Origin of the sequence: Microbacterium sp. T2.11-28 (assembly GCF_950097975.1) — a bacterium.
GTDB lineage: Bacteria > Actinomycetota > Actinomycetes > Actinomycetales > Microbacteriaceae > Microbacterium.
Map to the genome: position 1 here is coordinate 519,960 of NZ_CATNHF010000001.1, position 18,124 is coordinate 538,083.

Sequence of the window (18,124 nt, forward strand, 5' to 3'; positions counted from 1 at the left end):
CCCTCGCGGCCTACTCTGGCAGAGGAGGTCCAGGCGATGCGTGACAACGAGGCGGCCCGCGAACACGAGGCTTTGCGCCGGTACGCGGATGAGGCGACGATCGAGCCGGAGGCGATCGCCCGCGCGCGCGCTCACGCCCTCGAGCTGGGCGCGGACCCGGTGAGTGCGCCGGTGGGAGCGCAGTGCGCCGTCATCGCGGCGGCGACCGCGGCGCTCAACATCGTCGAGATCGGCACCGGCGGCGGCGTGTCTGGGCTGTGGCTGCTGCGCGGCTCGCCGCGCGCCACGCTCACCACCATCGACATCGAGCCCGAGCATCTCGCCGCCGCGCGCAGCGCGTTCGCCGACGCCAAGGTGCCGCCCGCGCGCGCCCGCTTCATCTCGGGCCGCGCCGCCGACGTGCTGCCGCGGATGAACGAGGCGTCCTACGACATCGTGCTCGTCGACGCCGACGCCGAGGGCGTCATCGAGTACGTCGAGCACGGCCTGCGGCTCGTGCGCGCCGGCGGCACGGTGCTGGTCCCCCGGGTGCTGGCCGGGGGCGCCGTCGCGGATCCGGTCAAGCGCGACGCGATCACGAGCGCCTACCGCTCGCTGATCCAGGAGACGCAGTCCTCGCCGGCGGTGCTCGGCGCACTGTCGATCGTGGGCGAGGGCCTGTTGCAGCTGACCACCACGGCGACCGACGGCCGCTGAGCCCGCCGCGCCGCGGACCGAGCGGAGACGACGAGAGGCCGGTCCGAAGACCGGCCTCTCGTCTGTCGTGAGGTCAGGCGGCGCCGACGACCTCGCCCAGAACGCTGTGGAGTTCCTTGGCCTCGTCGTCGTTCACCGATACGACCAGACGTCCGCCGCCTTCGAGAGGCACGCGCACGATGATCAGGCGTCCCTCCTTCACGGCCTCCATCGGTCCGTCACCGGTTCGCGGCTTCATGGCTGCCATTGCGGCTCCTTTTCGTTGACTACCTGTCAAGTTTACCCGTCCGCGCGGAGAGCGCGTTCCCAGGGCCGAGGAATCGTCCGCAGAACGTCGACGCGTGCGCTCAGGGGATCTGGAAGTAGGTGCTTGCGAGGGCGAACATGTTGTAGATCCACCACCACTGGCCGACGAGGCACGCGGCGAGCACGCCGAACCGCCACGGCATCGAGCGCGGGACCGCGAACGCCCCGAACAGCGGCGACAACGGCACGAGGAGGCGGAAGATGCTCGACTGCGGGAAGAACACCGCGAGCAGGTACAGGAGGTAGGACGCGGACCACAGCCGGATCTCCGCCCCCAGCCGCTTCACCGGCGGGGCGAACAGCAGGAGCGCCGCCGTCGCGGCCACGCCGAGCGCGAGCGCGACGTAGCCCCACGCCTCGGGAAGCCCCCACAGGCGGAACCAGATCGCGGCAGCCTGCACGAAGCCGTCGAACGGCACGAACGCCCCGTCCTCCCCCGTCCACGAGCGCCGCCAGCTGAGCTCGGTCTCGAGATATCCCGAGGGGTCCCCGGTGACGGCGCCGGCGATCAGCTGCCAGGAGAACCCGACGGCCGCCGCCAGGAGGCCCGTCGCCACGATGTGGACGATCTCGCGCCCGCCCAGCGCGTCGCGGTCCCGGCGCAGCCAGCGCCAGATCCCGTAGAGCGCCAGGAAGAGCGAGAAGGCGAGCACCCCGGGGCGGGTGTAGCCCATGAGCGGGATGAGCGCGTACAGCCAGCCGAAGCGGCGCTGCTGCACGCACCGCAGCGCGAGGAACAGCCAGAGGAGGAACAGCGACTCGGCGTAGCCGATCTGGAAGAGGGCCGCCAGCGGACCGTTCGCGAAGAGCACCACCGCCCACATCGCCGCGGTCGCGCCGATGCGTCCGCGGAGCAGGGCGAACAGCACGAGCGCGGCGAGGTACCCCGCCACGAGCGACACCACGAGGGCGCCGCGCGAGTAGTCGCCGAGGCCGACCACCTTCGCCAGCGCCGGGTACAGCGGCATGAACGCCCACTGGTTGGTGGTGACGTTCCCGGCGTCGTCGCGCGGCAGCTCGGTCGGATAGCCGACGCCCGCGATGAACGAGTACCACTCGGCATCCCACCCCATGACGAACGAGCCGACGGTGGCCTGGTCGCCGAACCGCGACCCGGGTCCGGAGAGTTCCGCCGCCACGAAGAGCATGGCCGTGGTCACCGCGCGCGCGAGGAGGTACACCACGGCGACCCGCGCAGCGACGGGCAGCCGGCGCCAGCGCGCGTGCGCGAACGCCCCCGCCGATCCCCCTCGCCGCCCGCGCCGGGGCGGGCCGGCGGCGTCGCCCGCGCTCAGGGCGCCGTCAGCCACGCCCGCAGTCCCCGCTCGACGTCCTCGATCTGGGCGACGGGCACGCGCTCCTCGTCGTGGTGGGCCAGGTGCGGATCGCCCGGCCCGTAGTTGACGGCGGGCACCCCGAGCTGCGAGAACCGCGCGACGTCGGTCCAGCCGTACTTGGGGCGCGGCTCGGCGCCGACCGCGGCGAGGAACTCCTGCGCGAGCGGCGCGTCCAGCCCGGGGCGGGCACCCGGGGCGACGTCCACGATCTCCACGTCGAAGCCGGCGAAGACGTCGCGCACGTGGGCCGCGGCCTCCTCGCCGCTGCGCTTGGGCGCGAAGCGGTAGTTCACCTCGACCTCGCACAGATCGGGGATGACGTTGCCGGCGATGCCGCCGCGGATGCCGACCGCGTTCAGCCCCTCGCGGTACACCAGGCCGTCGACCTCCAGATCGCGCGTGCGGTACTCCGCCAGCCGGGCGAGGATCGGCGCCGCCTTGTGGATCGCGTTCTCCCCGATCCAGGAGCGCGCACTGTGGGCGCGCACGCCGCGGGTGCGGACGACCGCGCGGAGAGTTCCGTTGCATCCGCCCTCCACCTGTCCGTTGGAGGGCTCGCCGAGGATCGCGAAGTCGGCCTGGAACAGGTCGGGCCGGGTCTCCACGAGGCGGGTCAGCGCGTTGCGGTCGGAGTCGACCTCCTCGTGGTCGTACCAGATCCACGTCAGATCGACACGCGGCGCGACGAGCTCGGCGGCGAGTTTGAGCTGCACCGCGACCCCGGCCTTCATGTCGACGGTGCCGCGCCCCCACAGGTACGCCTCGTCGTCGATCTCCATGTCCCGCGTGGGGAGATTGGCGTTGATCGGGACCGTGTCGATGTGGCCGGCGATGGCGACCCGCTGAGCGCGTCCGAGCCGGGTGCGGGCGATGATGGTGTCGCCGTCGCGCTCGACGTGCAGGTGCGCGTACGCGCTGATCGCCGCGTGGATCGCGTCGGCCAGGGTGGTCTCGTCGTCGGAGACGCTCGGGATGTCGCAGATGGCCCGGGTGAGCTCGAGCGCGGACACGGTCAGATCCAGCGTGGGCATGACGACGAGTCTACTGAGGCGTCGGGGCCCACTAGCCTGGAGGGATGAGCGATCAGCGTCGGGTGTGGGGTGTCGGTCTGGCCACGGTGAGCGCCGATGGGACGGTCCTCGACACCTGGTTCCCCGAGCCCGCACTCGGCTCCGCGCCCGCGGACGCCGACACGGAAGCCCTGGCAGGCGCCGCCGGTCCCGACGAGCGGCGGGCGGTGACCGTCGAGGTCGTCCTGATCGAGGCCGATCTCGACGAGGAGCCCGCCGGCACCTCCGACGCCTACCTGCGCCTGCACGCGCTCTCGCACCGCCTGGTCGCGCCGAACGACGTGAACCTCACCGGCATCTTCGCCCACCTGCCCACCGTCGCCTGGACCAACGCGGGCCCCGTGCACCCCGATGAGCTCACCCGCCTGCGCCCGCAGCTCCAGCGCGCCGGGATCCAGGTGCAGAGCCTCGACAAGTTCCCGCGCCTGCTCGACTACGTCGTGCCCTCGGGGGTGCGCATCGCCGACGCCTCGCGTGTCCGCCTGGGCGCCCACCTGGCGGCCGGCACCACGGTGATGCACGAGGGCTTCGTCAACTTCAATGCGGGCACGCTCGGAACCTCGATGGTCGAGGGGCGGATCTCGCAGGGCGTCGTCGTCGGAGACGGCAGCGACATCGGCGGCGGGGCCTCCATCATGGGCACGCTGTCGGGCGGCGGCAGCCACCGCGTCTCGATCGGGCGCCGCACCCTGCTGGGCGCCAACGCCGGCATCGGGATCTCGCTCGGCGACGACTGCGTCGTCGAGGCCGGCCTGTACGTCACGGCCGGGTCCAAGATCGTGCTCGCCGACGAGCCGCCGCGCGCCGACGGATCCCGGCCGACGGTCAAGGGCGCCGAGCTGTCCGGTCGCGACGGCATCCTGTTCCGGCGGAACTCCCTGACCGGCGCCGTGGAGGCCGTCCGCCGCGCCGGCGCGGGCGTCACCCTCAACGACGCGCTCCACGCCTGAGAGCGCGGCCTCAGCCGCGCAGTACGGCGGCCCGCGCCTCCCGGTGCTCGTCGGCGGTGATCACCCCGCGCGCCAGCAGTCCGTCGAGCTCGGCGAGGCGCTCCTCGATGGAGCGCGGCGCCGTCGCAGGCTCGTCGGAGCCCCGGAGCACGTCGCTGCGGAGCACCTTTGCCGCCACCGCCGCATCCACGGTGAACGGATCGGTCCCGGCGTCGCGCAGGATCCGGTACTTGCGGATGCCGACGACGGCGCTGAAGATCGCCGCCCCGATGAAGAGCACGACGAAGAGGCCGATGAAGCCCCCCATGCCGGTGGCGGCACCCATCGTGGTGGGATCGATCACGGGGTCGTCGACGAGACCGGCGGTGCGCATACGGTCAGCGTAGAGCCCGGCGACGGGCTCGTCGAGATGCGGTGAGCCGTCAGTCGCGGATTCGCACCGAGAGGCAGGTGACGCAGCCCTCGAGCTTCTCGAACTCGCTCACCGGCACGGTCACCACCTCCAGGCCGCGTTCCCGGTAGACCGCCGCGGTCCTCGGCGCGTCGTCCGACATCAGCACCGTGGCGTCGTCGAGCACCACCACGGCGGTGCCGTGCTCCTCGGGGATGCCGAGGAAGACGGGGAAGAGCGACGGATCGTCGACCAGCGGCGCGAAGCCGACCACGGTGCCGTCGGGGAGCGCGGTGACCCCCGACTTCAGATGCAGCACGAGGGTCACCGGGATCTCCACCACGTCCCAGCCGCGGGGCTCGAGCAGTGCGCGCAGCTGTGCGATGCCCGCCGCGTTGGTGCGCGAGGAGGCGCCGACGTACACCGTGCGCCCGACCTTCAGCACGTCGCCGCCGTCGAGGGTGCCCGGCTCCTCGATGCTCTCCACCGTGAGTCCGGTCGCCCGGGCCGCCGCGGCGGCGGTCGTCGCCTCTCCGCGCCGGCTCTCCGCGCCCGCCCGGCAGAGCACCACGAGGTCGCCGAAGACGATGAGCGCGTCCTCCACGAACACGCCGTCCGCCTGGGCGTCGTCCGGCTCGATCTCCACGACGTCCCACCCGCGCCTACGGAAGACGTCGACGTATCCCCGCCATTGGCGCACGGCCAGCTCGGGGTCGACGGGCACCCGCTCGAGGTGGGTGAGCTCGCCGTCGGCGAGTCGCGGGGACGGGCGGCGGACGAGGAGTCGAGGCATCCCTCGACCCTAGCGCCAGGAGGATCCCGGTGCGGCGCGCGTCAGACGGTGCCGGGGTAGTCGCGCTCCGCCGCACCCGTGTACAGCTGCTGCGGGCGACCGATCTTGGTCTGCGGGTCGAGCTGCATCTCGCGCCAGTGGGCGAGCCAGCCGGGAAGTCGGCCGATCGCGAACAGCGGCGTGAACATGCGCGTCGGGAAGCCCATCGCCTTGTAGATCACGCCGGTGTAGAAGTCGACGTTGGGGTAGAGCCGACGCTCCTTGAAGTAGTCGTCGTTGAGGGCGATGTCCTCGAGCTCCTTGGCGAGGTCGAGGAGCGGGTCGTGCACGCCCAGCTCTGCGAGGACCTCGTCGGCGGACTCCTTGACGAGCTTCGCGCGGGGATCGTAGTTCTTGTAGACGCGGTGCCCGAAGCCCATCAGCTTGACACCGTCCTCCTTGTTCTTCACGCGCTCCACGAAGCGCTGCACCGTCTCGCCCGAGTCGCGGATGCGGGCGAGCATGTCCAGCACGGCCTCGTTGGCGCCGCCATGGAGCGGGCCGTAGAGCGCGTTGATCCCCGCGGAGATCGACGAGAACTGATTCGCGCCGGTCGAGCCCACCAGGCGGACCGTCGAGGTCGAGGCGTTCTGCTCGTGATCCTCGTGGAGGATGAGCAGCCGCTCCAGCGCGCGCGAGGTCACCGGGTTCACCTCGTAGAGCTCCGCGAGGACGCCGAAGTTCAGCTTGAGGAAGTTGTCGACGAAGCTCAGCGAGTTGTCGGGGTACAGGAAGGCCTGGCCGATGCTCTTCTTGTGCGCGTAGGCCGCGATCACCGGGAGCTTGGCGAGCAGGCGGATCGTGTTGAGCTCGACGTGGTCGGGGTTGTTGGGGTCGGACTGCCCCTCGTAGTAGGTCGAGAGGGCCGCGGTGGCCGCCGACAGCATCGACATCGGGTGGGCCGTGTGGGGCAGCGCGGAGAAGAAGCGCTTCAGGTCCTCGTGCAGCAGCGTGTGGCGGCGGATCTTGTCGTCCCACTCGGCGAGCTGATCGGCCGTCGGCAGATCGCCGTAGAGCAGCAGCCACGCCACCTCGAGGTAGGTGCTGTTCGTGGCGAGCTGCTCGATCGGATAGCCGCGGTAGCGCAGGATGCCGGCGTCACCGTCGATGTAGGTGATCGCGGACTTCGTCGCCGCGGTGTTGACGAAGCCGTAGTCCAGCGCCGTGTGGCCGGTCTGCTTCGTGAAGGTCGAGAAGTCGACGGCGGGAGTGCCCTCGGTTCCGGTGAGGATCGGCAGCTGCGCCGTCCGCTCTCCGACGGTGACAGTGGCCTGCTGGGGGGTTCCCGACTCGCTCACGAAGCCTCCTTGCGGTCGATCTGGGCGTCCTTACAGCCTAGTGGGCCCGGCGGCCTACTCCGATCGGAGCCAAAGGATCACGGCATCCATAGGAGGAAATCTACGACGAGCGCGAGGCGTCCAGGCGTGCCGCCGCCGCGGCGATGCGCTCATCTGTGGCCGTCAGCGAGAAGCGGACGTGCTGCGGGAAATGTGTCCCGTAGAAGTGGCCGGGGCCGGCGAGGATGCCGATGGCGGCGAGCCTCTCCATCGACGCCCAGGCGTCCTCGCCCGCCGTCGCCCAGAGGTAGAGGCCGCCCTCGCTGTGGTCGATGCGGAATCCGGCCCGCTCCAGGGCGGGCTTCAGGAGGTCCCGGCGGGCGCGGTAGCGCTCGCGCTGGGCGACGACGTGCGCGTCGTCGCCGAGCGCCGCCGTCATCGCCGCCTGCACGGGGGCGGGGAGCATGAGGCCGAGGTGCTTGCGCGCGGTCAGGAGGCCGGCGACCAGGGCGGCGTCGCCCGCGAGGAAGGCGGCGCGGTAGCCGGCGAGATTCGACTGCTTGCTCAGCGAGTAGACGGACAGGAGCGAGGAGACATCGCCTCCGGTCACGCGCGGGTCGAGGACGCTCGGCACGGGCTGCTCCGCCCACGGGCCCTCCCAGCCGAGCTCGGCGTAGCACTCGTCGGACGCCAGCACGGCGCCGAGCTCGCGCGCCCGCGCCACCGCGGCGCGCAGCTCGTCGACGTCGAGGACCCTGCCGTCGGGGTTGCCCGGCGTGTTGATCCAGATCAGACGGGCGCCCTGGGGCCACTCGGCGGGATCGTCGGCCGCGACCGGCGTCGCACCCACGAGCTTGGCCCCGACCTCGTACGTCGGATACGCGGCCCGCGGATGGACGACCACGTCGCCCGCTCCCAGGCCCAGCAGCAGGGGCAGCAGCGCCACCAGCTCCTTCGAGCCGACGGTGGGGAGCACCTGGTCCACGTCGAGGCCAGAGACGCCCCGGCGCCGGGCGTACCAGTCCGCGATCGCCCGGCGCAGCGCCGCCGTTCCGACCGTCTGCGGGTACGCGTGCGCGTCGGTCGCCGTGCGCAGCGCGGTGGCGACCACGTCAGGGGTGGGGTCGACGGGCGACCCGATCGACAGGTCGACGATCCCGTCGGGGTGTGTCCGCGCCGTCGCAGCGAAGGGCGCGACGGCGTCCCAGGGGTAGTCGTCGAGGTCGTGGACCGTCATCCGTGCGACTGCGGCGGAAGCGCCGCGATCAGCGGGTGGTCCTTGGCGATGACGCCGATCTTGGCGGCGCCGCCGGGAGAGCCGATGTCGTCGAAGAAGTCCACGTTGGCGGCGTAGTAGTCCTGCCACTCCTCCGGCAGGTCGTCCTCGTAGTAGATCGCCTCGACGGGGCACACGGGCTCGCAGGCGCCGCAGTCCACGCACTCGTCGGGGTGGATGTACAGCGAGCGCTCACCCTCGTAGATGCAGTCGACGGGACACTCGTCGATGCACGCACGGTCCTTCACGTCCACACAGGGCAAGGCGATCACATATGTCACGCCTTCGAGTCTAGTTCGTCACTCCGCGTGCGGACCGCCGCGCGCCGCGCTGGGCCAGGCGACGATCAGGGCGACGAGGATCGGCACCGCGATCGTCCAGACGACGCCGGTCGAGAACGCGCCCTCGGCGGGCGCGGGCACCACCACCGAGCCCCCGGGGCCGCGACCGGAGAACAGCAGCGTCGTCGCCATGGCGCCGAGTCCGGTCGCCAGCGCGGACCACCGGTCCCCCGTCAGCAGCCGCACGGCGAGGACGATGGCGCCAGCGCCGACGACGGCGACCAGCAGGCCCACCGGGAACCAGCCCCACAGGGCGGACTGCGCGATGGTGCCGGCCACGCCGAAGACGGCACCGATGATCAGCGCGACGAGCCAGGTGCCCACCCGCGAAAGCGTCATTCCCACCGCGTCAGTCTAGGCGCCGCGTCATGCCGCGAGGCCCCACAGGCGCAGGAGGGCCGCCACGACGGCGGCGGCGATGACGACGAGGAGGAAGGGCGCGCGGAGCAGGAGCAGCCCCGCGGCGACGAGGACCGCGGGCACGCGCGCGTCGACCACGATCTGCTGCCCCGCCCCGAACGTCTGGACGGCGACCAGCGCGGCCAGCAGCGCCACCGTCAGCAGATCGGTGATGCGCGACGGGACGGGCGCTTCGAACCAGCGCGGCGGGATCAGGTAGCCGATCCCCTTCAGTGCGACGCAGACGATCGAGGCGATCAGCACCGCATTCCACATCGTCATGCCGGCACCTCCGAGGTTGGCCGCGCACCGAGCCAGTTCGTCCATCCGACGAGCACCGCGACGAGCGCGGCGACGAGGACGGGGATGCCCGGCATCAGCGCGGGGGTGAGGACCGTCGCCACGACGGCGGCGGCCACCCCGACGGCGACCGCCTGCCTCCGCCGCAGCCGCGGCCACAGGAGCGCGAGGAAGGCCGCGGCGGCCGCCGCATCCAGCCCGTAGGCGCGCGGATCCCCCAGGACGTCGCCGAGGAGCGCGCCGGCGAGGGTGGAGAGGTTCCACCCCAGCCAGATGCCGATCCCGGTGACCCAGAAGCCGACGCGGCGAGCGCGCGGCGTCTCCTGGGCGAGGGCGACCGCCGTCGACTCGTCGATCGTGAACTGCGCCGCGGCGGCACGCCGCCAGGGGCCGGCGCCGACGATCGGCGACATCCGCAGGCCGTAGGCGACGTTGCGCACCCCCAGCAGGCCGGCCGACGCGATGGCCGCCGGCGCGGCGGCGAGGCCGCCCGCGCCGAGGACGCCCACGAAGGCGAACTGCGAACCGCCGGTGAACATCAGCAGGCTCAGCACGCACGTCTGCCAGACGTCGAGTCCGGAAGCCACCGAGAGCGCGCCGAAGGAGACGCCGTAGGCGCTGGTGGCCAGCGCCACGCCGACGCCGTCCCGCCAGGCCCGGCGCGACGCCGCCTCCTCGGCGAGGGCCGTGCGGCGGCTGCCTTCCGGCTGCTCTGGTGAACGCATGATCAGAATGATGAACGATGACTGACTGTTCGTCAAACTGACCGACTGTTTGTCATACTGAACTCATGGACACCCTCGGACCTCGCATCGCGCAGACGCTGCGGCGCGAGCGCGAGCGGGCCGGGCTGGCGCTCTCGGAGCTCGCCCGGCGCGCCGGCGTCTCCAAGGCCACCGTCTCGCAGCTCGAATCCGGCAGCGGCAATCCCAGCGTCGAGACCCTGTGGGCGATCGCGACCGCGCTCGAGGTGCCGTTCTCGGTCTTCGTCGAAGAGCGTCGCGACGGGCCGCAGCTCATCCGCGCCGCCGATCGGTCCGGCATCCGCTCCGCCGAGTCGCCGTACGAGGCGCTGCTGCTCGCCGCCGGTGCGCCCCACGCGCGCAGCGACCTGTACCTGCTGCGCGCCGAGCCGGGCGAGCCCCGGCGTTCACTCCCCCACTCGGCGGGGACCACCGAGCATGTCGTCCTGGTCACCGGGCGCGCCCTCGTCGGGCCGGCAGACGGCGCCTTCACGCTGGATCCGGGCGACTACCTCCGCTACCCCGGAGACGAGCCGCACGTCTTCGAGGCGCTCGAGGAGGGCACCTCGGCCGTCCTGGTGTCCGAGGTCCGGTGACCCGGTACCCTGCCAGCATGAGCAGGATCGAGCGCATGGCCTTTGCCGCGGTCTACCCGCTGTACGTCCAGAAGGCGGAACGGAAGGGGCGCACGAAGGCCGAGGTCGACGAGATCATCGAGTGGCTCACCGGGTTCGGCCCGGCGGACCTGCAGCGTCACCTGGACGCCCAGACGACTTTCCCGGCATTCTTCGACGACGCCGACCTCAACCCCGACGCCTCGCTCATCACCGGGGTGATCTGCGGCGTGCGCGTCGAGGAGATCGACGACCCGTTCATGCGGAAGGTCCGCTATCTCGACAAGCTCGTCGACGAGCTGGCCCGCGGCAAGGCGATGGAGAAGATCCTCCGTCACTGAGCCGCACGCCTCGCGCGTGTCCGGGCGGACTCAGGCGTTGGCGTCCTGGCGCTTCAGGCGAGCCGTGGCGCGGCCGCGCTCGGTCGCGTCGAGCACGACCTTGCGGATGCGCACCTTCTCGGGCGTCACCTCGACGCATTCGTCGTCGCGGGCGAACTCCAGCGACTCCTCCAGCGACAGGGTGCGCGGCGGCGTCATCGACTCGAACGAGTCCGAGGTCGAAGAGCGCATGTTGGTGAGCTTCTTCTCCTTGGTGATGTTCACGTCCATGTCGTCGGCGCGCGAGTTCTCGCCGATCACCATGCCCTCGTAGACCTCTTCGGTGGGCTGCACGAAGAACGACATGCGCTCCTGGAGCGCGATGATCGCGAACGGCGTGACCACGCCGGAGCGGTCGGCCACGATCGAGCCGTTCTGGCGCGTGGAGATGTGACCCGCCCACGGCTCGTAGCCGTGCGAGATGGCGTTGGCGATGCCGGTGCCGCGGGTGGTCGTGAGGAACTCGGTGCGGAAGCCGATGAGGCCGCGCGAGGGCACGACGAACTCCATGCGCACCCAGCCGGTGCCGTGGTTGGTCATCGTCTCCATGCGGCCCTTGCGGGCGGCCAGCAGCTGCGTGATCGCGCCCAGGTACTCCTCCGGCGCGTCGATCGTCAGGTGCTCGAACGGCTCGTAGGTCTTGCCGTCGACCTTCTTGGTGACCACCTGGGGCTTGCCGACCGTGAGCTCGAAGCCCTCGCGGCGCATGTTCTCGACCAGGATGGCGAGGGCGAGCTCGCCGCGGCCCTGGACCTCCCACGCATCGGGGCGCCCGATGTCGACGACCTTCAGCGACACGTTGCCGATGAGCTCGCGGTCCAGACGGTCCTTGACCATGCGGGCGGTCAGCTTGTGGCCCTTGACCTTGCCGACCAGCGGCGAGGTGTTGGTGCCGATCGTCATCGAGATGGCCGGGTCGTCGACCGTGATGGCCGGGAGCGGACGGACGTCCTCCGGGTCGGCGATCGTCTCGCCGATGGTGATCTCCTCGATGCCGGCGATGGCGACGATGTCGCCGGGGCCGGCCGACTCGGCCGGGTAGCGCTCGAGCGCCCGGGTCTTCAGCAGCTCCGTGATGCGGGCGTTGCTGTGGGTGCCGTCATGGCGCACCCAGGCGACGGTCTGGCCCTTCTTGAGCGTGCCGTTGAACACGCGCAGCAGCGCGAGCCGGCCGAGGAACGGCGAGGAGTCGAGGTTCGTCACCCACGCCTGCAGCGGAGCCTCGTCGTCGTACGACGGTGCGGGCACGTGCTCGAGGATCGCGCCGAACAGCGGCTCGAGGTCGTCGTTGTCGGGCAGCGAGCCGTTGTCGGGACGGGTGAGCGACGCGGCGCCCGCGCGCCCGGACGCGTAGACCACCGGCACGTCGAGGAGCGCGTCGACATCGAGGTCGGGCACGTCGTCGACGAGGTCGGAGGCGAGTCCGAGGAGCAGATCGTGCGCCTCCTCCTCCACCTCGGCGATCCGGGCGTCGGGACGGTCGGTCTTGTTGACGAGCAGGATGACGGGCAGCTTCGCCTCGAGCGCCTTGCGCAGCACGAAGCGGGTCTGCGGCAGCGGACCCTCGCTGGCGTCGACGAGCAGCACGACGCCGTCGACCATCGACAGCCCGCGCTCCACCTCGCCGCCGAAGTCGGCGTGGCCCGGGGTGTCGATGACGTTGATGGTCACGGGCACGTCGGTGTGGACGCCGTTGTAGGTGATCGCCGTGTTCTTGGCGAGGATCGTGATGCCCTTCTCACGCTCCAGGTCGTTGGAGTCCATCGCCCGCTCCTCGACGTGCGCGTGCTCGCCGAAGGAGCCCGTCTGACGGAGCATCGCGTCGACCAGCGTCGTCTTTCCGTGGTCGACGTGCGCGACGATCGCGACGTTGCGGAGGTCGGGACGAAGGGCGCGCGCCATGAGATTCCTAAAAGAAGAAGGGGATGCACCCGGAGTCGGGTGCATCCCATTCTACAAGCCGTCGGCCGCGTGCGCGGCCTCGGGGGTTCCTCAGCTCGCCGGGCGGTACTTCTCCTGGGTCGCCAGGAGGGCGGCGCGGGCCTCGCGGCGCTCACGCTGCTCGGTCGGGTCGGGCACCGGAACCGCCGCGATGAGGCGCTGCGTGTACGGATCCTTCGGGTTGCGGAGGATCTGCTCCTTCGAGCCCTGCTCGACGATCTTCCCGTGCTGCATCACCGCGATGCGGTCGGCGAGCAGGTCGACGACGGCGAGGTCGTGCGTGACGAACAGCGTCGCGAACTGCTTCTCCTTCTGGATGTTCTGCAGGAGCTCCAGCACACGCGCCTGCACGGAGACGTCGAGGGCGCTGGTCGGCTCGTCGGCGACGAGGACCTCGGGGTCGAGCGCGAGAGCGCGCGCGATGCCGATGCGCTGGCGCTGACCGCCGGAGAGCTCGTGGGGATAGCGGTTGCGGAAGTCGCGCGGGAGCTCGACCATGTCGAGCAGCTCCTCGACGCGCTTGCCGATCTTGCCGCGCTCCCACTCGGCGAGCTCGAGAGGCTCGCCGATCGAGACGCCCACGGGCCACCGCGGGTTCAGCGACGACCCCGGGTCCTGGAACACGATGCCGAGCTTGCGGCGGACGGCGCGCAGCTGCTTGGCGTCCACGCCCACCATCTCCTGACCGGCCACGCGCAGGGTGCCCTCGGAGATCGGGACGAGACCCACGATCGCGCGGGCGATGGTCGTCTTGCCGGAGCCGGATTCGCCCACGAGGCCCAGGACCTCGCCGGGCTGGATCTTCAGCGACGCGGCTTCGACGGCCTTGAACGCCGGCACGCGCCCGCGCTTGGGGTACTCGATCGAGACGTTGTCGAGGAAGAGCGCCGCCGTCGCGTCCTCGCTGATGCGGTCCTCCTCGGGAGTCGCCTCACCGAGACCGAGGTGCGGGACGGAGGCCATGAGCGCCCGCGTGTAGGGGTGCTGCGCGTTCTCGAAGATCTGCGCGACCGGACCGTGCTCGACGACGTCGCCGTCCTTCATCACCATGACGTCGTCGGCCATGTCGGCGACGACACCCATGTCGTGGGTGATGAGGATGATGGCCGAGTCGAGCTTCTGGTGGAGGTTGCGGAGGAGATCGAGGATCTCCGCCTGCACCGTGACGTCGAGCGCCGTCGTCGGCTCATCGGCGATGAGCACGCGCGGGTCGAGCGCGATCGACTGCGCGATCATGGCGCGCTGCCGCTGACCGCCCGACAGCTGATGCGGGTAGGAGTTGTGCGCCTTCTCGGGGTCGGGCATCTCGACGAGGCCGAGCAGTTCGATCGCGCGGTTCTTCGCCTGCTTGCGCGTCATGCCCGGACGGTGCGTCTGCAGCGTCTCGGCGATCTGGAACCCGATCGTGTAGACGGGGTTGAGCGCCGTCATCGGCTCCTGGAAGATCGCCGCGATGCCTTCGCCGCGCACCTTCCGCAGCTGCTCGGGCGACGTGCCGATGAGCTCGTGACCGGCGAGTCGGGCACTGCCCGTCACGCGCGCGTTCTTGGGCAGCAGCCCCATGATCGCCATGGAGCTCGTGCTCTTGCCGGACCCGGACTCGCCGACGATCGCGAGCACCTTGCCGGGGTGCAGGTCGTAGGTGACGTGCTTGGCGGCGGCGGCCCACTTCGATCCGACCCAGAACTCGACGTTGAGATCCTTGACGGCCAGCGCGGGTCCGTCGTACTTCGCGCCCGGCACGTAGGTGCGCAGGGAATTGCGGCCGTGCTCGATCGAGCCGGTCTCGGGATTCACGTTGTTCGTCTGGGGATCCTTCGCCGCGGTCATCGCTGTGCCTCCCGTGTCAGGATGGGCAGATGCCCCACCCGGTTGTCTTCCGTCCGCGCGGCGGCGTGATCCTCGCCGTCCTCGCCATCGCCCTGTGCCTGGCGATCCTGATCTCCATCGTCGTGACCGACGGTGTCGCGGGCCTGCTCGCGTGGAGCTGGCCCGTGATCGCCGTCGGCTGGCTCGCGTGGCTCCTGTACGTCCGTCCGAGCGTCACGCTCACCGACGGCTTCGTCGAGATCCGCAATCCGCTCCGCACGCATCGCGTGCCGTGGGGCGACATCCTCGACGTCGAGTCGCGCTACGCGCTCAGCATCACCACGACCGATCGTCGGGTGATCCGCGCGTGGGCCGCTCCGGCGCCCGGCGCACGCCAGGCCCTGGGGACCCGCCGCGCCGATGTCGCGCGCGCTCCCGGCGACGGCGAGACGCGCCGCCCGTCGGACGCCGAGGGCACCCACTCGGGCGAGGCGACCGCACTGGTGATCCGCGCGCTCGAGCAGCACCGTCGCACCGGCGGCGCGAGCCTGCCCGGCGGCACCGTGTCGACGTGGGCCGTGCTGCCCCTGGCCGTCACCGCGGTGCTGCTGATCGCCGCGGTGGTCAGCCTGTCGCAGGCGATCGCTCACGGCTGATCGCCCCGCTCACGGGCGGCGGCGTTCGGATCGTCCGAGGCCACGCCCTCCGGGTCGCTCGCACTCGTCGGGCCGTCGACGAAGATCGGCGCCTGGGCCGACGGGATCGCGGCGACGGCACGGGCGGCCTTGCGCTTGCTGACCTTCGACTGCTGGCGCGGGTCGAACGCATCCCGCAGGCCGTCGCCGATGAAGTTGATGCACAGCGCCAGGATGATGATGAAGAAGCCGGGCCACCAGAAGAGCCAGGGACGCGTGCGGAACGCCTCGCGGTACTCGGAGATGATCTGGCCGAGGGAGACGTCCGGGTAGCTGATGCCGAAGCCGATGAAGGCGAGGGCCGCCTCCGTCAGCACGGCCGCACTCATCAGCAGCGTGGTGTTCACGATGATGATGCCGACGGCGTTGGGCAGGATGTGGCGGAAGATCACGCGGCCGCTGGACGCGCCGGCGACGCGTGCGGCGTCGACGAACTCGCGCTCGCGCAGGGCGAGGAACTCGCCGCGCACCAGTCGCGCGAGGCCTGTCCAGCTGAGGATGCCCAGGAAGAGACCGAAGACGATGGCGCTGGAGCCGCCCAGCAGCTTTCCGATGATCGAACCGATGACGATGATCGGGATGATGATCACGACGTCGGTGAAGCGCATGATCACCGCGTCGACCCAGCCGCGGTAGAAGCCCGACAGGGCGCCGAGAAGCACGCCGAGGACGAGCGACACGATCCCGACGATGAACATGACCGTGATCGACTGCTGGGTGCCGCGCATGACCTGCGCGAACACGTCCTTGCCGAGCGTGTCCTGCCCGAACGGGTGCTCGCCGATCGTCAGCGTGAAGATGTTGAGGGTCGGCATGCCGCCGTTGACGACCGGGTAGGTCGTGAACCAGTCGAGCGGCCACCAGCCGGGGATGCGGAAGCCGTTCACCTGGAGCGCGCCGTCCGGACCCGCCTCGAGGCTGCCGGTGCCGCCGACGACGGTGCCGACCGACGTGAACGCCAGCAGGATCGTCAGGACGAGGACGACGAGGGCGACCATCGCGCCCTTGTGGCGGAAGAACCTGCGGCGGACGAGCTGGCCCTGACTGAGACCGGCGAGGGCCTTCTGCTCGAGGGACTGCTCCGACCCGCGGTCCTGCGGGGCGTCGGTGGGAAGTGGTGTGGTCGACATGTCAGCTCACCCGGATCCGGGGGTCGAGTGCGGAGTACAGCAGGTCCGCGATGAGGTTGAAGATGACGGCGAGGACGCCGGTGACGAGGAAGAAGCCCATGACGAGGTTCACGTCACCGTGCCCGAGGCCGTCGACGAACAGGGAACCCATGCCCTTCCACGCGAAGATCGTCTCGGTGATGACGGCACCGCCGATCAGGGCGCCGATGTCGAAGGCGATGATCGTGGCGATCGGGATGAGGGCGTTGCGCATCGCGTGGCGGACGATGACCGTCCGCTCGCTCAGGCCCTTGGCACGCGCCGTGCGGACGTAGTCCTGGTTCATGACCTCGAGCAGGCTCGAGCGCGCGTACCGCGTGTAGGCGGCGATCGACACGAGGGACAGGGCGATGGTCGGCAGCAGCAGGTGCGTGAAGCCGTCCATGATCTGGAACCACATGTCCCCGGACAGGTTGGGGGTCTGCGAGCCGATCGTGGCGATCGCGCCGGACTGCGGGATCTTCCGCAGGTAGTCCTCGTACACGAGCATCGTGCGGTCCACCACCATCGTGAAGAAGGTGATGAAGCTCACGATCGCCGCCGTGCGGGCGGCCTCCTTCTTGCCGTCGCCGCCGACGACGAAGCCGACGCCGATGCCGAGGGCGATCGCCACGAGGTACATGAGGATGAGCATCCAGCCCTGCGGCACGAAGAAGAACAGGTACTGGATCGGGAAGTACACGGCGACCCAGATCGCCACGACGATGAGCGCGGCGTAGAGCGTCCGGCGGTTGGCGAGACCCGTCGAGATCGCGGTGACGCCGACGGCTGCGCCGACGCCGGTGAGGATCACGCCGACGATGCCGATCGACGGCGAGGCGAACCAGTCCGTGATCTGCAGGAACGCGAGCAGGAGGACGGTGACGAGGAACGCCGAGCCGAAGGTGATGAGGCGCTTCCTTGCGCCTCCCCCGAGGATGCTCATGAAGACGAACCCGGCGACCAGGCCGCTGACGATCATCACCGTGATCGGGATGTCGGGATCGGCGAGGAACTGGTTGAACTGGATGGCGCCGAACTCCTTGAGGAGCACCGCGATCCAGAAGATCGGGAGCGAGTACACGATGAAGGTCATGAAGGTGACCGTGTAGTCGAAGCCGCTGTACTGGCGCAGAGCCGTCAGGATGCCGATCGTGAGACCGACGATGATCGCGATGATCGTCGCGGCGGTGACGAGCTGGATCGTCGAGTTCGCCGCGTTGGCCACAGCGGCGGTGACGGGCTGGTCGCTGCGGCTGAAGGCGACGCCGAGGTCGCACTGGCCGATGAGGCACTTCGATGCGCCGCCGAGCCACAGGAAATAGCGGACGATGACCGGAGAGTTGAGGTTGAGCTTCTCGATCCGCAGAGCGATCTGCTCTTCACGGTTCGGGGCGTTGCTGCCGCGCAGTTCGCGGAGCGGATCGGACCCGATCGACGTCAGGGTGTAGACGATGAACGAGGCGACGAGGAGGACCAGCAGGATGGCGCCGAGCCGACGCAGGATGAAGGTCAGCACGTGCAGCCTCTCAGGTGGGTGGCTGAGGACATGGGTATTTCCATTCGCAACGAGGCGGGTAAGCCTCAAAAGTACTACGCGTCGGCGCCGAGGACAGGAC

The 18,124-nt window shown here is 70.5% G+C and carries 20 protein-coding genes; 5 read left to right on the forward strand and 15 right to left on the reverse strand.

Translation table 11 applies throughout. The annotated features are described in order from the left end of the window. Positions 1-36: 36 nt before the first annotated feature. Positions 37-696, forward strand: coding sequence for an O-methyltransferase (locus tag QQZ13_RS02580; RefSeq protein WP_284527558.1), 660 nt, complete (start codon positions 37-39; stop codon positions 694-696). A gap of 73 nt (positions 697-769) precedes the next feature. On the opposite strand, the gene QQZ13_RS02585 is transcribed toward QQZ13_RS02580, so the two are convergent. The 3 genes from QQZ13_RS02585 to dapE form a co-directional block, all read right to left on the reverse strand. Next, entirely contained in the window at positions 770-943 is a 174-nt protein-coding gene (locus tag QQZ13_RS02585; protein ID WP_082406089.1) for a DUF3117 domain-containing protein, read from the reverse strand. A gap of 100 nt (positions 944-1,043) precedes the next feature. Then, positions 1,044-2,312: a hypothetical protein gene (locus QQZ13_RS02590; RefSeq protein WP_342395256.1), complete on the reverse strand. Its 1,269-nt coding sequence runs from the start codon at positions 2,310-2,312 to the stop codon at positions 1,044-1,046. Then, on the reverse strand, positions 2,294-3,370 hold the full coding sequence (dapE, locus tag QQZ13_RS02595) for a succinyl-diaminopimelate desuccinylase (protein WP_284527559.1): 1,077 nt from the start codon (positions 3,368-3,370) through the stop codon (positions 2,294-2,296). Before dapE ends, QQZ13_RS02590 begins: the two co-directional genes overlap by 19 nt. A gap of 44 nt (positions 3,371-3,414) precedes the next feature. Between dapE and dapD the strand changes: the two genes are divergently transcribed. Continuing rightward, positions 3,415-4,359: a 2,3,4,5-tetrahydropyridine-2,6-dicarboxylate N-succinyltransferase gene (gene dapD, locus QQZ13_RS02600; protein ID WP_284527560.1), complete on the forward strand. Its 945-nt coding sequence runs from the start codon at positions 3,415-3,417 to the stop codon at positions 4,357-4,359. A gap of 10 nt (positions 4,360-4,369) precedes the next feature. Here dapD and QQZ13_RS02605 read toward each other — a convergent pair whose 3' ends face one another. From QQZ13_RS02605 to QQZ13_RS02640, 8 genes are all read right to left on the reverse strand, one after another. Beyond that, entirely contained in the window at positions 4,370-4,732 is a 363-nt protein-coding gene (locus QQZ13_RS02605; protein WP_284527561.1) for an SHOCT domain-containing protein, read from the reverse strand. Between the two features lie 49 nt (positions 4,733-4,781). Next, entirely contained in the window at positions 4,782-5,543 is a 762-nt protein-coding gene (ddaH, locus tag QQZ13_RS02610; protein ID WP_284527562.1) for a dimethylargininase, read from the reverse strand. Between the two features lie 41 nt (positions 5,544-5,584). Continuing rightward, the gene (locus QQZ13_RS02615; protein WP_284527563.1) at positions 5,585-6,880 is read right to left on the reverse strand and encodes a citrate synthase; all 1,296 of its coding nucleotides are present in this window, start codon (positions 6,878-6,880) and stop codon (positions 5,585-5,587) included. A 100-nt stretch (positions 6,881-6,980) separates the two neighbouring features. Then, positions 6,981-8,096 carry a succinyldiaminopimelate transaminase gene (gene dapC / locus QQZ13_RS02620; RefSeq protein ID WP_284527564.1) on the reverse strand — a complete coding sequence of 372 codons (1,116 nt, stop codon included), beginning with the start codon at positions 8,094-8,096 and terminating at the stop codon, positions 6,981-6,983. Then, complete coding sequence (gene fdxA, locus QQZ13_RS02625; RefSeq protein ID WP_284527565.1) at positions 8,093-8,416, reverse strand: ferredoxin; 324 nt, start codon at positions 8,414-8,416, stop codon at positions 8,093-8,095. The genes dapC and fdxA overlap by 4 nt, the downstream gene beginning before the upstream one ends. 18 nt (positions 8,417-8,434) lie before the next feature. Then, complete coding sequence (locus tag QQZ13_RS02630) at positions 8,435-8,815, reverse strand: DUF6113 family protein (RefSeq protein WP_284528015.1); 381 nt, start codon at positions 8,813-8,815, stop codon at positions 8,435-8,437. 27 nt (positions 8,816-8,842) lie between these two features. Continuing rightward, positions 8,843-9,157, reverse strand: coding sequence for an AzlD domain-containing protein (locus QQZ13_RS02635; protein WP_284527566.1), 315 nt, complete (start codon positions 9,155-9,157; stop codon positions 8,843-8,845). Beyond that, positions 9,154-9,900, reverse strand: a complete 747-nt coding sequence (locus QQZ13_RS02640) for an AzlC family ABC transporter permease (RefSeq protein ID WP_284527567.1) — start codon at positions 9,898-9,900, stop codon at positions 9,154-9,156. Before QQZ13_RS02640 ends, QQZ13_RS02635 begins: the two co-directional genes overlap by 4 nt. A gap of 65 nt (positions 9,901-9,965) precedes the next feature. On the opposite strand from QQZ13_RS02640, the gene QQZ13_RS02645 reads away from it, so the two are divergent. After that, the gene (locus QQZ13_RS02645) at positions 9,966-10,514 is read left to right on the forward strand and encodes a helix-turn-helix domain-containing protein (RefSeq protein ID WP_284527568.1); all 549 of its coding nucleotides are present in this window, start codon (positions 9,966-9,968) and stop codon (positions 10,512-10,514) included. A 17-nt stretch (positions 10,515-10,531) separates the two neighbouring features. Further along, a complete protein-coding gene (locus QQZ13_RS02650) occupies positions 10,532-10,873 on the forward strand; it encodes a DUF2200 domain-containing protein (protein ID WP_284527569.1) in 342 nt (113 codons plus the stop codon). Between the two features lie 30 nt (positions 10,874-10,903). Here the strand turns inward: QQZ13_RS02650 and typA are convergent, their stop codons facing one another. Both typA and QQZ13_RS02660 read right to left on the reverse strand, forming a co-directional pair. Next, positions 10,904-12,814 (reverse strand): translational GTPase TypA, encoded by a 1,911-nt coding sequence (gene typA, locus QQZ13_RS02655; RefSeq protein ID WP_284527570.1) that lies wholly within the window; start codon positions 12,812-12,814, stop codon positions 10,904-10,906. A gap of 90 nt (positions 12,815-12,904) precedes the next feature. Further along, complete coding sequence (locus QQZ13_RS02660; protein WP_284527571.1) at positions 12,905-14,683, reverse strand: ABC transporter ATP-binding protein; 1,779 nt, start codon at positions 14,681-14,683, stop codon at positions 12,905-12,907. 29 nt (positions 14,684-14,712) lie between these two features. Here QQZ13_RS02660 and QQZ13_RS02665 point away from each other — a divergent pair, with 29 nt between their 5' ends. Then, positions 14,713-15,318, forward strand: coding sequence for a PH domain-containing protein (locus QQZ13_RS02665; protein ID WP_284527572.1), 606 nt, complete (start codon positions 14,713-14,715; stop codon positions 15,316-15,318). Here the strand turns inward: QQZ13_RS02665 and QQZ13_RS02670 are convergent. Together QQZ13_RS02670 and QQZ13_RS02675 are read right to left on the reverse strand one after the other, a co-directional pair. After that, a complete protein-coding gene (locus QQZ13_RS02670) occupies positions 15,309-16,487 on the reverse strand; it encodes an ABC transporter permease (RefSeq protein WP_284527573.1) in 1,179 nt (392 codons plus the stop codon). The genes QQZ13_RS02665 and QQZ13_RS02670 overlap by 10 nt on opposite strands. A gap of 1 nt (position 16,488) precedes the next feature. Beyond that, complete coding sequence (locus QQZ13_RS02675) at positions 16,489-18,024, reverse strand: ABC transporter permease (protein WP_284527574.1); 1,536 nt, start codon at positions 18,022-18,024, stop codon at positions 16,489-16,491. Between the last annotated feature and the right edge of the window lie 100 nt (positions 18,025-18,124).

Excerpts from the sequence above, each read along its gene's own strand:
- QQZ13_RS02670 (WP_284527573.1), bottom strand. The coding sequence starts at position 16,487 with ATGTCGACCACACCACTTCCCACCGACGCCCCGCAGGACCGCGGGTCG.
- QQZ13_RS02605 (WP_284527561.1), bottom strand. The coding sequence starts at position 4,732 with ATGCGCACCGCCGGTCTCGTCGACGACCCCGTGATCGATCCCACCACG.
- QQZ13_RS02585 (WP_082406089.1), bottom strand. The coding sequence starts at position 943 with ATGGCAGCCATGAAGCCGCGAACCGGTGACGGACCGATGGAGGCCGTG.
- QQZ13_RS02580 (WP_284527558.1), top strand. The coding sequence starts at position 37 with ATGCGTGACAACGAGGCGGCCCGCGAACACGAGGCTTTGCGCCGGTAC.
- QQZ13_RS02650 (WP_284527569.1), top strand. The coding sequence starts at position 10,532 with ATGAGCAGGATCGAGCGCATGGCCTTTGCCGCGGTCTACCCGCTGTAC.
- QQZ13_RS02660 (WP_284527571.1), bottom strand. The coding sequence starts at position 14,683 with ATGACCGCGGCGAAGGATCCCCAGACGAACAACGTGAATCCCGAGACC.
- QQZ13_RS02665 (WP_284527572.1), top strand. The coding sequence starts at position 14,713 with ATGCCCCACCCGGTTGTCTTCCGTCCGCGCGGCGGCGTGATCCTCGCC.
- QQZ13_RS02630 (WP_284528015.1), bottom strand. The coding sequence starts at position 8,815 with ATGACGCTTTCGCGGGTGGGCACCTGGCTCGTCGCGCTGATCATCGGT.
- dapC (WP_284527564.1), bottom strand. The coding sequence starts at position 8,096 with ATGACGGTCCACGACCTCGACGACTACCCCTGGGACGCCGTCGCGCCC.
- QQZ13_RS02640 (WP_284527567.1), bottom strand. The coding sequence starts at position 9,900 with ATGCGTTCACCAGAGCAGCCGGAAGGCAGCCGCCGCACGGCCCTCGCC.
- dapE (WP_284527559.1), bottom strand. The coding sequence starts at position 3,370 with ATGCCCACGCTGGATCTGACCGTGTCCGCGCTCGAGCTCACCCGGGCC.
- dapD (WP_284527560.1), top strand. The coding sequence starts at position 3,415 with ATGAGCGATCAGCGTCGGGTGTGGGGTGTCGGTCTGGCCACGGTGAGC.
- ddaH (WP_284527562.1), bottom strand. The coding sequence starts at position 5,543 with ATGCCTCGACTCCTCGTCCGCCGCCCGTCCCCGCGACTCGCCGACGGC.
- typA (WP_284527570.1), bottom strand. The coding sequence starts at position 12,814 with ATGGCGCGCGCCCTTCGTCCCGACCTCCGCAACGTCGCGATCGTCGCG.
- QQZ13_RS02635 (WP_284527566.1), bottom strand. The coding sequence starts at position 9,157 with ATGACGATGTGGAATGCGGTGCTGATCGCCTCGATCGTCTGCGTCGCA.
- QQZ13_RS02645 (WP_284527568.1), top strand. The coding sequence starts at position 9,966 with ATGGACACCCTCGGACCTCGCATCGCGCAGACGCTGCGGCGCGAGCGC.